At 73.7% G+C, this 10,470-nt stretch carries 10 protein-coding genes and 1 pseudogene; 3 read left to right on the top strand and 8 right to left on the bottom strand.

What is annotated here, in order from left to right:
• Positions 1-229 precede the first annotated feature (229 nt).
• Together JNW87_RS27640 and JNW87_RS27635 are read right to left on the bottom strand one after the other, a co-directional pair.
• Entirely contained in the window at positions 230-1,777 is a 1,548-nt protein-coding gene (locus tag JNW87_RS27640; RefSeq protein ID WP_109804206.1) for a sensor histidine kinase, read from the bottom strand.
• 25 nt (positions 1,778-1,802) lie between these two features.
• Positions 1,803-2,834 carry an SIS domain-containing protein gene (locus JNW87_RS27635; protein ID WP_109804207.1) on the bottom strand — a complete coding sequence of 344 codons (1,032 nt, stop codon included), beginning with the start codon at positions 2,832-2,834 and terminating at the stop codon, positions 1,803-1,805.
• A gap of 184 nt (positions 2,835-3,018) precedes the next feature.
• Between JNW87_RS27635 and JNW87_RS27630 the strand changes: the two genes are divergently transcribed.
• The gene (locus JNW87_RS27630) at positions 3,019-4,854 is read left to right on the top strand and encodes a tetratricopeptide repeat protein (RefSeq protein WP_238454679.1); all 1,836 of its coding nucleotides are present in this window, start codon (positions 3,019-3,021) and stop codon (positions 4,852-4,854) included.
• Between the two features lie 68 nt (positions 4,855-4,922).
• On the opposite strand, the gene JNW87_RS27625 is transcribed toward JNW87_RS27630, so the two are convergent.
• Entirely contained in the window at positions 4,923-6,512 is a 1,590-nt protein-coding gene (locus JNW87_RS27625; protein ID WP_109804209.1) for an MDR family MFS transporter, read from the bottom strand.
• Between the two features lie 112 nt (positions 6,513-6,624).
• Here JNW87_RS27625 and JNW87_RS27620 point away from each other — a divergent pair, with 112 nt between their 5' ends.
• Complete coding sequence (locus JNW87_RS27620) at positions 6,625-7,194, top strand: TetR/AcrR family transcriptional regulator (RefSeq protein WP_109804210.1); 570 nt, start codon at positions 6,625-6,627, stop codon at positions 7,192-7,194.
• Between the two features lie 30 nt (positions 7,195-7,224).
• Here the strand turns inward: JNW87_RS27620 and JNW87_RS27615 are convergent, their stop codons facing one another.
• Entirely contained in the window at positions 7,225-7,734 is a 510-nt protein-coding gene (locus JNW87_RS27615) for a GNAT family N-acetyltransferase (protein WP_109804211.1), read from the bottom strand.
• Positions 7,731-7,946 (bottom strand): biotin/lipoyl-binding carrier protein, encoded by a 216-nt coding sequence (locus JNW87_RS27610; protein ID WP_109804212.1) that lies wholly within the window; start codon positions 7,944-7,946, stop codon positions 7,731-7,733. The genes JNW87_RS27615 and JNW87_RS27610 overlap by 4 nt, the downstream gene beginning before the upstream one ends.
• Before the next feature lie 229 nt (positions 7,947-8,175).
• Here JNW87_RS27610 and JNW87_RS41725 point away from each other — a divergent pair, with 229 nt between their 5' ends.
• Positions 8,176-8,250, top strand: coding sequence for a 50S ribosomal protein bL37 (locus JNW87_RS41725; RefSeq protein ID WP_375373551.1), 75 nt, complete (start codon positions 8,176-8,178; stop codon positions 8,248-8,250).
• 125 nt (positions 8,251-8,375) lie between these two features.
• Here JNW87_RS41725 and rsrA read toward each other — a convergent pair whose 3' ends face one another.
• From rsrA to JNW87_RS27595, 3 genes and pseudogenes are all read right to left on the bottom strand, one after another.
• A complete protein-coding gene (gene rsrA / locus JNW87_RS27605) occupies positions 8,376-8,663 on the bottom strand; it encodes a mycothiol system anti-sigma-R factor (RefSeq protein ID WP_109804214.1) in 288 nt (95 codons plus the stop codon).
• Positions 8,664-8,665: 2 nt separating this feature from the next.
• Positions 8,666-9,478 (bottom strand): sigma-70 family RNA polymerase sigma factor, encoded by an 813-nt coding sequence (locus JNW87_RS27600; protein WP_109804213.1) that lies wholly within the window; start codon positions 9,476-9,478, stop codon positions 8,666-8,668.
• Between the two features lie 260 nt (positions 9,479-9,738).
• Positions 9,739-10,355 (bottom strand): annotated as a pseudogene (locus JNW87_RS27595) (alpha/beta family hydrolase).
• Positions 10,356-10,470: the final 115 nt, after the last annotated feature.

The raw sequence follows: 10,470 nt of genomic DNA, 5'->3' as shown, positions 1-10,470 counted from the left end.
CTGGCCGCGCCCCGGCCTCACCGTCCGCCCTGCTCACCCGCTCGATCCCCGCCGTTCCACCGCACGGCCCGCCGGCAGGCCGCCGCTCGCGGGGAGCCCGTCGGCCGCCGCGAGCCCCCGGGCCCGCCGGCAGCCTCGCAACATACGGGAGGTGGGGGTGAAAACGGGCCCCGATACCGCGACTTCCCGGAAGTTGCGCGGACGCCCCGACCCGGCGCGACGCGGCGGGTCAGGGGGTGAGGCGGTCGGCGGAGCCGCGGGCGAGGGGGACCACCAGGACGGCCTCGGTGCCGCCGGTGGCGCCGTTGCGCAGCTCGATGGTGCCGCGGAGCTCGCCGGTCACCAACGCCCGGACGATCTGCAGGCCGAGCCGGCCGCCGCGTTCGGCGTCGAACTGCTCGGGCAGGCCGCGACCGTTGTCGGCGACCGAGACGTGCAGCTGCTTGCGGAACCGGTGCGCGGACACCACCACCTCGGGCTTGCCGTCCCCGTCGGCGACGACCGCGCCCTCCTCGCCGGCGGGCGGGAAGCCGTGCTCGACGGCGTTGAGCAGCAGCTCGTTGAGGACCATCACCAGCGAGGTGGCGATCTCGGCGGGCAGCACGCCGAAGCTGCCCTTGCGGCGCATGCCGACCGTCACCTCGGTCGCCGCGACCTCGGTGGCCGCGCTGGCCACCCGGTCGACGATCCCGTCGAACTCGACCGCCTCGTCGCTGGACATGGAGAGCGTCTCGTGCACCAGGGCGATCGAGGCGACCCGGCGGACCGACTCCTCCAGAGCGACCCGGGCCTCGGGCATGGACACCCGGCGGGCCTGGAGGCGGAGCAGCGCGGCGACGGTCTGGAGGTTGTTCTTCACCCGGTGGTGGATCTCCCGGATGGTGGCGTCCTTGGTGATCAGGGCACGGTCCCGGCGGCGTACCTCGGTGATGTCGCGGACCAGCACCAGCGCGCCGATCGGCACGCCGGCCGGCATCAGCGGCAACGCTCGGGTGAGCATGGTGGCGCCCCGGGCGTCGATCTCCCGCCGGGGCGGGGCGTCCCCGCGCAGCGCGGCCAGGATGGCGTTCGCCGCGTCGGTGCCCTCCAGCGGGTCGCCGGCCAGCCGGCGGTGCAGCTTGGCCAGGTCCTCACCCACCAGGTGGGAGGCGTAGCCCAACCGGCGGTACGCGGACTGCGCGTTCGGGCTGGCGTAGGTGACCTTGCCGTTGGCGTCGAGGCGGACCAGGCCGTCGCCGACCCGGGGCGCGGAGGTGGTCTCGCCGGGGTGCCGGGGCGGTGGGAACGTGCCGTCGGCGATCATCTGGGCCAGGTCGTCGGCGGTGGTCAGGTAGTTCAGTTCGAGCTGGCTGGGCGTGCGGGCGGTGGAGAGGTTGGTGTCCCGCCCGACCACGGCGACGACCTCGCCGTTCTCCCCGTCGGCGGTACGCAGCCGGACGGGGATCGCCTCGTGCCGGGCGGGCACGTCGCCGTACCAGACCGGGTCGCCCTCCCGCCAGATCCGGCCCTGCCGGTGGGCGACCTCCAGGTGCGCGACCTCCGGCCCGCCGACGATCCGCCCCACCTGGTCGTCGAGGTACGCGGTGGGGGCGGTCGTCGGGCGGACCTGGGCCACGCAGAGGAACGTCCCGTCGCCGTCCACCGGCACCCACAGCAGCAGGTCGGCGAAGGAGAGGTCGGACAGCAGCTGCCAGTCCCCGGCGATCCGGTGCAGGTGGTCGATGTCGGCCGGGCGGAGCTGGGTGTGCTCCTCGGCGAGGTCGCGCAGCGTGGACACGAGACACAGCGTGCCACGCCGGCGGTCACATCGTCGCGGTGACCTTCTTCAGCCCGCGCGGGGCGTCCGGGTCCTCGCCCCGGGTCAGCGCCAGGGCCAGGGCCAGCCGCTGCAACGGGAGGATGTCCAGCAGCGGGGCGTACCGCTCGTCGACCTCGGGGACGGCCATCCGGGTGGCCCCCTCGACGTCGGCGGAGCCGACCACCACCACGTCGGCGCGGCGCTCGCCGAGCCGGGGCAGCACCTCGCCCATCGACCGCCCGCCGGGGCCGGAGCCGACGACAGCGAGCACCGGGACGTCGGGGTCGGTCATGGCCAGGGGGCCGTGCAGCAGGTCGGCGCCGGAGAAGGCGAGCGCCGGCAGGTACGAGGTCTCCATCAGCTTCAGCGCGGCCTCCCGGGCGGTCGGGTACGCGTACCCGCGGCCGGTGGTGACGAGCTGGGCGGCGAACCGGTAGCGCGGGGCGAGTTGGGCCGGGGTGGCGTCGGCGAGGGTGCGCTCGGCCAGTTCGGGCAGGGCGGCGAGGGCGGCCTGCTCCTCGGCCGGCAGCACGCCGTCGCCGGCACGTACCCCCTCGACGAGCATCAGCAGCGCGAGCAGCTCGGCGGTGTACGTCTTGGTGGCGGCGACGGCCCGCTCGTGCCCGGCGGCGATGTCGACGGCGAGCTCGGCGGTCTCCACCAGCGGGGAGTCGGGCGCGTTCGTGACGGCGAGGGTGAGCGCGCCGGAGGCCCGGGCGACCCGGAGCACCTCGGCCAGGTCGGGCGAGCCGCCGCTCTGGCTGACCCCGACGACGAGGGCGTCGGAGAGGTCGGGCCGGGCGCCGTAGACGGTGATCGCGCTCGGCGAGGCGAGGCCGGCGGGGAGGCCGAGGCGGATCTCGGTCAGGTACGCCGCGTAGAGGGCGGCGTGGTCGGAGGTGCCGCGGGCGGTGAAGACCACGTGCCGGGGCCGGCGCTCGGCGATCACCGCCGCGACCCGGGCGATCGCCCCGGCGTGCTCGGCGGAGAGCAGGCGGTCGTAGCCGGCCGGCTGCTCGTCGATGTCGGCGGCCATGCCGGCCCCTGGACGGGTCACGGAGAACTCCCCCCTGCGCGAACGTCGCGCGATCGGTGCTCAGTCTTGCACCTTTGCGCCCACACGAGCAATGTAACGAACAGCAATGCGCAGTGGATCACCGAATCGACGCACCATCCCCTAGGCTTGCCCGGCTGGCGAACCGACTCACCGAGAGGACGACGTGCCCGACGGAACGGACGACTCCGCGCTCTCCGCGGAGGGGGAGCTCGCGCTCGCCCGCCTGGCGCTGGGCGACGGGGATCTCCAGCACGCCGCCGACCACGTCGCCGCCGCGCTCGTCCAGGCCCCCACGCTGCCCGAGGTGCACGAGACCCTGGCCCGGGTCGCCGCGGCCAGCGGCGGAGACCTGGATCTCTTCCCGCTGGGACACCACGCATTCGTCGGCGCGGTGGTGGCCCGCGCGCACCTGCTCGCCGCCGCCGGGCGACCGGCCGAAGGACTCGACCTGCTGGCCGCGGCCACCGGCTACGCGCCCGGCGCCGACTGGGCGGGCGTGCCCTGGGTGACCGCCCCCGAGCTGCCCGAACGCCTCGAACCCGAGCGGACCGCCCGGATCCTCATGCAGATCTGCGCGGCGGCCCCCGACCCGGTGCCCCGGCGGCTCCGCGACCCGCTGCGGCCGTACCTCACCCTGGCCCGCAACGCGGTCACCGTGCACCCCGGCCACCCGCTGCTGCTGGGCGCGGCGTCCGCGCTGGCCCGGCGGATCGGCGCGGTCGCCCTCGCCGTCACCTGGGCCTCCCGGGGGGTACGCGCGGAGCCGACCAAACTCGGCGAGGTCTGGCTCGGGTACGCGTACCGCAGCGCCGGCCGGACCCGGGACGCCCTGGCCGCCCTCGGCCGCGCCGTCGAGCACGACCCCGACGACCTCGCGGTCTACGCCGACATCGCCGGCACGCTCGCCGACGCCGGCCGGCTCGACGAGGCGCTCGACTGGATCGACCGGGCCCTGGCCCGCGACCCCACCTTCGACTGCGCCGCGCACACCGCGCACCGGCTGCGCTTCCAGCGCGACGGGGACGTGGCCCACCTGGTCGCCCTCGCCGACTTCGTCCGGGACCACCCCGACGACAGCCACGAGCACGGCGACCTCGCCGAGTGCTGCCGCAGCCGCCCCTGGCTGGGGCAGGTCACCCCGGCCGGCGGCCCGATGCTGGACGCGCTGCGGCAGGCCCTCGCCGCCGAGGGCGCCGCCCGGCTCGCCGTACGGCTGGACGCGCTGGAGCCGCCCAGCGCGATGCGTACCGTCGCGGCGGCCGTGCCCGGCCTCGACGTCGAGGTGGCCGAGGTGACCGACCCGGACCCCCGCCGGCCCCGCCGCGCCACCACCTGCCAGCTCTGGCGGTACGACGGCACCCACGCCGCGCCGACCCTGCCGGTCCCGTCGGCCGAGGCGGCCGAACGCATCCGGCAGCTCGCCCACCCGGCGTGGCCGCACCCACCGGCCGCCTACGACGTCGCGGTGGGGCTGGCCACCCTGGAGCTGCCCGACCTGCTCGCCCTGCTGGTGCACCCGCCCAAGGCGCCGCCGACCGCGCTGGGCCGGGTGCTCGCCGGCCAGGACCCCTCGCTCTGGGTGCGCTGCGTGCAGGTCTGGGCCTGCCTCGGCCTGCTGCACCACCGCACCGACGAACCGTGGGCGGAGTCCACCCGGCGGCGGGTGCTGCTGGAACTGGTCTGGGGCGTCGAGGACTGGATCACCGAGGCGGCGCTGTTCGCCCTGGTCACCGCCGCCTGGGTCGATCCCGCGGTACGCCCCGACGTGGCCCGGGCGGTGGCCGAACGCCTCGCCGACGTGGCGGCCGTGTCCCGCGAACGCCGGGTGCCGATCGCCACCTCCGTGGCCCACCTGGCCCTGGCCACCCCGGCGCTGGACGAGACGACCAAGGCCCTGGCCCGCGAGCTGGCCGCCATCCCGGCCGCCGACCCACACCAGCGACCGGGGGCACTGCGCCGCCTCTGGCGCCGCCTCGCCGCCCTCCTCTGGCGCCCCTGACCAACGCGCTGGAAACGACCGCGGCCACGCCGTACCCGGGTGGGGTCGGCGTGGCCGCGGAGCGTGCGTCAGGCGACCGGGGCCTTGCCCAGGGCGGTCTCGGCCTGCTCCTCGGGGGTGGCGTCCGCGGGCGGGGCGTCGTTGGCCGAGCGCAGCGGGACCTCCTTGATGAACCAGGCGAGCACCGGCACCGCGATGGTGAAGACGACCGCCCAGAGGAAGACGTGCGAGATGGCGTCGGACAGGCCGCCGAGCACCAGCTCGCGCACCTGCGCCGGGAGCGCCTTGAGCTGCTCCAGGTCCATCCGGCCGCCCTCACCGCCACCGCCGCTGAACGCGCTGCCAGCCGCGGAGTCGGCGAGCCGGTTGGCGAAGATCGCGCCGAAGAGCGAGATGCCGAACGAACCGCCGATGGAGCGGAAGAAGGTGGCTCCGCCGCTCGCCGCGCCGAGGTCCTTCTGCTCGACGCTGTTCTGCGCGATCAGCATCGAGGTCTGCATGAGGAAGCCCATGCCCGCACCGAGCACGACCATGTAGACCGAGGACTCGGCCTTGCTGGTGTCGACGTCGAGCCGGCTGAGCAGGAACATGCCGGCGGTCATCACCACGCCGCCGACGATCGGGAACATCCGGTACCGGCCGGTCTTGGTGATCGTCCGGCCGACGACCAGCGAGACCACCAGCATGCCGAACATCAGCGGGAGCAACAGCAGGCCGCTGTTGGTGGCCGAGGCGCCCTGCACGGTCTGCTGGTAGAGCGGCAGGAAGTTCATCGCGCCGAACATCGCGAAGCCGAGCAGGAAGCCGATCACCGAGATGAGGGCGAAGTTGCGGTTGGCGAAGAGCCCGAGCGGCAGGATCGGCTCGACGGCGCGGCGCTCGACGAGGGCGAACACGACCAGGGCGACCAGGGCGAGGACGGCGAGGCCGAGGATCTGCGGCGAGGTCCAGTCGTACTCGTTGCCGCCCCAGGTGGTGACCAGCACGATCGCGGTGATGCCGACCGAGAGCAGCGCGGCGCCCAGCCAGTCGATCTTGTGCTCGGTGCGGTACTTCGGCAGGTGCATGGTGGTGGCCAGGACCAGCAGCGCGACGCCGCCCAGCGGCAGGTTGACGTAGAACGCCCAGCGCCAGGAGAGGTTGTCGGTGATGAAACCGCCGACCAGCGGGCCGGCCACCATGGCGATGGCCATGATCCCGGCGATCATGCCCTGGTAGCGGCCCCGCTCGCGGGGCGGCACCAGGTCACCGATGATCGCCATCACGCCGACCATCAGGCCGCCCGCGCCGAGGCCCTGGACGGCCCGGAACGCGATCAGCTCGATCATGCCGGTGTCGGCGCCGCCGAACATGCCGGAGCCGGACATGCCGCAGAGCGCGGAGCCGATCAGGAAGATCACCACGGAGGTGAGGAAGACGGCCTTGCGGCCGTACAGGTCGCCGAGCTTGCCCCAGATCGGAGTGGAGACCGTGGTGCCCAGCACGTACGCGGTGACCACCCAGGTGAAGTGGTCGACGCCGCCGAATTCGCCGACGATCCGCGGCAGCGCGGTGCTGACGATCATGTTGTCGAGCATCGCGAGCATCATCGCGATCATCAGACCGAACAGGACGACCCGGATGTTGGGTCTCGCCGTCGCCTGGGTTTCCTGAGTCATGGGTAAGCTCTCCCGGAGATGTGTCGCACTTACTTGCCGCCCGGCTAGTCACCTTACTAGCCGCACGGTAAGTTGGACAGCAGAAAACCGTCAAGTGAGTTGGGTGGTTCAGGTGAGGGAGAGCACAGGCGGCACGCGGGAACGCATCCAGGCCGTCGCGCTGGAGCTCTTCACCGAGCAGGGGTACGAGAAGACCTCGCTGCGGGAGATCGCCGAGCGGCTGGGTGTGACCAAGGCCGCCCTCTACTACCACTTCAAGAGCAAGGACGAGATCGTCAACAGCTTCGTCGAGGACCGGCTGCACCGGATGGACGAGCTGATCGACTGGGCCCGGTCGCAACCGGCCACCCTGGCCACCCGCCGGGCCCTGATCACCCGGTACGCCGACGCGATATTCGCCAGCGAGCAGCCGTCGGTGATGCGCTTCTTCGAGCAGAACCAGACCGTGTTGAAGAGCCTCGCCGCCGGGATGCAGATGCGGGAACGGATGCTGGGCCTCGCCGACCAGCTGTGCCGGGGCGACGATTCGCCCGCCGCGCAGCTCCGCGCCGCGCTCACCCTGTTCGCCGTGCACAGCAGCTGGTTCGCGGTACGCGCCCCGCACATCACCGACGAGGAGCGGAAGAAGATCGCTCTCGAGGTCGCCGACGAGCTGCTGTCGAAGATCGGCGAGGCCGGCTGACCCGCCGGTCACCGGCCGGTACGGGCGCCGTCAGTCGCCGGTGAGGTCCAGCCGGAGCCCGAGCAGCTCCACCCCCGGCAGCGGGGACCAGTCCTTCTCCGGCACCCGGACGAAGCCCATCCGCTGGTAGAGCCGGTGCGCCGCGACGGCCATGCCGCTGCGTACGCAGATCACCACCGCCGAGCAGCCCAGCTCGGTCGCCCGGGCCACGCAGGCGCGGACCAGCGCCACCCCGGCGCCACGCCCCTGCGCCGCCGGGTCGACCGCCAGCATCCGGAACTCCGCCTCGCCGGGCCCGGAGAGCTCCGCGTACGGGGTGCCGGCCAGCACGAACGTCACCGCCCCGAGCACCTCGCCGGTGCCGGTGTCGACGGCGACCAGCACCTCGCCGGTCTCCGCCCGGGTGGCCACGTCGGCGAGCACCACGGCGTACCCGTTCTCGCCCTTGAGCTGCCCGTCGGCCTCGTAGGCGGCGACCGTCAGCCGGGCCACCGCCGGGTGGTCGGCCGGGTCGGCCCGACGGACGCTGAGGCCGGTCAACCGATCACCGCGATCAGGTCGCCGTCCTGCACGACGTCACCCTCGTTGACCGCGATCTGCTGGACGACGCCGTCCGACTCGGCGATCACGGGGATCTCCATCTTCATCGACTCCAGGATCACCAGCGTGTCCCCCTCGGACACGGTGTCTCCGGCCGTCGCGACGACCTTCCAGACGTTCGCCACCATCTCGGCGCGGATCTCCTCGGCCATGTCACGGCCCTCCCTCTCCACCGGTGTGCCTGCGAACGGTATCCAATCATGACCCGGGTCACGCCGGACGCGGAGCGGCCGGCACGCCGCTTTCGGCCCCGCCGGACCACGGGCGAGGCAACCCGCACTAGCATCAGCTCCGTCGGACCCCGGACGCCCGGAGGACCGGTACGCGACCTCCGCCGCGCTCGCCCGCGGTCGGACCGTGACCAGCACAAGGAGGCACAGCATGGCGAAGAAGGCCCGTAGGAAGAAGGCCCGGAGGAAGAGCAACGCGAACCACGGCAAGCGCCCCAACTCCTGATCGTCGGCGGCCCGTGCCCGCCTGGAGGATCAGCAGCTCCCCCGGCCCCGGGCCGGGACACGCCGGTGGCCCGGGTCGGATCCGACCCGGGCCACCTGTTTCTGTCAGCTCAGTGCGGCGTGCGCTCAGTCCGCCAGCTCGCGGGACTCGGTGCTCTCGAAGACCACCAGCTCGGTGAGGCGTACCCGCAGCCGCTCGCGCAGCTGCGCCGGCGCGGTCTCGTTGCCGCAGCACCGCGCGACCAGCGCCTTCACCTCCTGCTCGATGCCGTACTCGCGCAGGCAGTGCCCGCATTCGTCGAGGTGGGTCCGGATCAGCACCCGGCGCTCGTCCGCGCACTCCAGATCCAGGTAGAGGTACACCTCCGCGAGCACCTCGCGGCAGTCCGTCTCGTGCGGCTCTCCACAGCTCACGGTCACACCTCCCGGCCGGCGGCGGCGGTCGAACCCTTCGACGACGGCGCGGAGGAGAAGCCCCGCTCCGCGGCGTACTGCTCGAGCAGCTTGCGCAGATTACGTCGGCCGCGGTGCAGCCGCGACATCACCGTGCCGATCGGCGTACCCATGATGTCGGCGACCTCCTTGTAGGAGAAGCCCTCGACGTCGGTCAGGTACACCGCCATACGGAACTCCTCCGGCAGCTGCTGGAGGGCCTCCTTGACGTCGCTGTCCGGCAGGCGGTCCAGCGCCTCGGTCTCCGCCGAGCGCAGCCCGCTGGAGGTGTGCGACTCGGCCTCGGCGAGCTGCCAGTCGGTGATCTCCTCGGTCGGCGCCTGAATCGGCTGGCGCTGCCGCTTGCGGTAGGAGTTGATGTAGGTGTTGGTCAGGATCCGGTAGAGCCAGGCCTTCAGGTTCGTGCCCTGCTCGAACTGGTGGAAGGCCGCGTACGCCTTCAGATACGTCTCCTGGACCAGGTCCTCGGCATCCGCCGGGTTGCGGGTCATCCGCAGTCCGGCAGCGTAGAGCTGATCGACGAAGGGCATCGCGTCCCGCTCGAAGCGGGCCCTGCGCTCGTCCGTCTTCTCGGTGGTCAACCGCACATCCCCTCGCGTCGGATGCTTCCTCGCCGAGGATACGCGTACGGAGCTGTCCGTAGATTCACTTCCGGCCGGTGTGCTGGTGCTCACCGCGGCCGGCGCCTCGGCGGGCCACTCCGGCGCGTCCAGCAGCCGCCTCAGCTGCCGCGCGTCCCGCTTGTCCCGCTCCCGGCTCCGTGTCTCGGTCGGCACCGGTCACCCCCCTCGGCTGGAAATGTCGTCCAGGGGTAGTAACCGCGCAGTGGGGCGACACATTCCTACCCCCGCCGTTCCTGGTCCCCGCCTCGGCCGCGACCGACGCTGGGACCAGGAAGGGCCTGGGAGGATGGTCCCGAATGCCCGAACCGGTGCATCCGGCACCATCCGTAGCAACGACCCGCCGCCGCCCCCGGTCACGCCCGGGCGTGATCCCTCCCCGCCGTCCGGGGCAGGACGATTTCCCCGGGCCCCGTTCAGCGGCGTGTCCAGCCCCGCCCACGCAGCCAGTCGAGCACCACGGCGGCCGTGGCGGCCGGGTCGCCCCGCAGGTCGTGCCGCTCGCCCGGGCGGAGCACCACCTCGACGCCCGGTCCCGGCTCCGGCACCCCGAAGGGTCCCGGTCACCGTTCACCACCAGGGTGGGCAGCCCGGTCGCCAGCTCGGCGGCGCGCGAGCGCTCGGGACGGCCCGGCGGGTGCAGCGGGAAGGCCAGGGCGACGATCCCGCTCGCGCCGACCGCCCTGGCGGTGCGGCAGGCGACCCGGGCGCCGCTGGAGCGCCCGCCGACCACCCAGTCGGACACGGTCGGGTGGCGCTCGCGGAGCGCGGCCAGCACCGCCGTCCACGCCTCGTCGAGCTGCCCGGCCGGCGCCGGCGCCCGTCGACCGGCGACCCGGTACGGCTGGGTCACCCGGATCACGGCCACCCCGGCGGCGGTCACCGCGTCCCGGACGGCGAGCAGGTCCGTGGCGTCCACCCCGCCGCCCGCGCCGTGCCCGAGCACCAGCGCGGTGCTGACGGGACCGGCGGGCAGGTCGGTGTCGACCCGGGCCGGTCCGCGGGGGGTGTCGGTCTCGTCGCTGTGCCGCACCGGCCCATCCTCCGCCGACGCCGGCGACCCGACCCGGCGGCCGCTCGCCGCACACCCACCCGGGCCGCGCGCGGGCCGGTAACGACGTCGCCGCCCGCCTCCAGGGTTGCGAGGC

The organism is Micromonospora sp. ATA51 (assembly GCF_016802855.1).
Taxonomy (GTDB): Bacteria; Actinomycetota; Actinomycetes; order Mycobacteriales; family Micromonosporaceae; genus Micromonospora; species Micromonospora sicca.
This window is presented reverse-complemented; position numbering and strand designations above follow the sequence as displayed.

Bases quoted from the DNA above. Each gene is read 5' to 3' on its own strand.
- JNW87_RS27635 (WP_109804207.1), bottom strand. From the start codon at position 2,834: ATGGCCGCCGACATCGACGAGCAGCCGGCCGGCTACGACCGCCTGCTC.
- JNW87_RS27625 (WP_109804209.1), bottom strand. From the start codon at position 6,512: ATGACTCAGGAAACCCAGGCGACGGCGAGACCCAACATCCGGGTCGTC.
- JNW87_RS27610 (WP_109804212.1), bottom strand. From the start codon at position 7,946: ATGGCCGAGGAGATCCGCGCCGAGATGGTGGCGAACGTCTGGAAGGTC.